The following is a 620-nucleotide window of genomic DNA, read 5'->3' on the forward strand; positions in this document are numbered from 1 at the left end:
CAAGCTGGTTCTTATAGTGTTGCTGACTGAGGCGGATTCCTGCGGTGTAGTCAGAAATTGTTCGACTTTTGGCTTGGCCAAGCAGGTGGGGATGTCAGTTCAAAGAGTACGCCGGCATTTGAGGAAGCTTTGGCGCTTAGGGTACATGCGAGATGTGGTTGCTGGGATTGTGAGTGATATAGGAATCGGCAAGTGCCCGAGCATCTATTTTCTCAACCTGGCTCACCCTATTTTTGAGGCTAGCTGGTGTGGTCGGGCGTTTGTCCTTCATATACAAAAAAAAGATCAGTACCACCCGGGCCGAGAGATTCCTCAGTTGATAAGGATTCTCAGTAATGGTTGTGAGGATGATTCCTACGTTGCCATTGAATATGACCGTAGAAACTATTTGTTGCCGGTGAAGTGTGAAGATGACGTTGCTAAAAGACTCAAAGATGCTGTGCTCGATGGGCTTGAAGAATATCTGCAGGCTGTTTTAGACGATTATGTAGGTCAAATATTGACCGATAGATACTTATTCATTGGCAGTCAATTTCTACCAGAACCAAGCATCAATCTGCGCTTAGAAATGGAGGCATTGCTATGTGTAAAGGAGAGAAAGGGTAGCGATGAGGCGGCCT

General features: G+C 46.1%; 1 protein-coding gene. It reads left to right on the top strand.

Features of this window, described 5'->3' with window-relative positions; translation table 11 throughout:
• Nucleotides 1-145: 145 nt before the first annotated feature.
• A partial coding sequence (locus A3754_RS25020) for a hypothetical protein (RefSeq protein WP_231880786.1) occupies nt 146-620 on the top strand: 475 nt, incomplete at its 3' end.

It is taken from the genome of Alcanivorax sp. HI0083 (assembly GCF_001635175.1).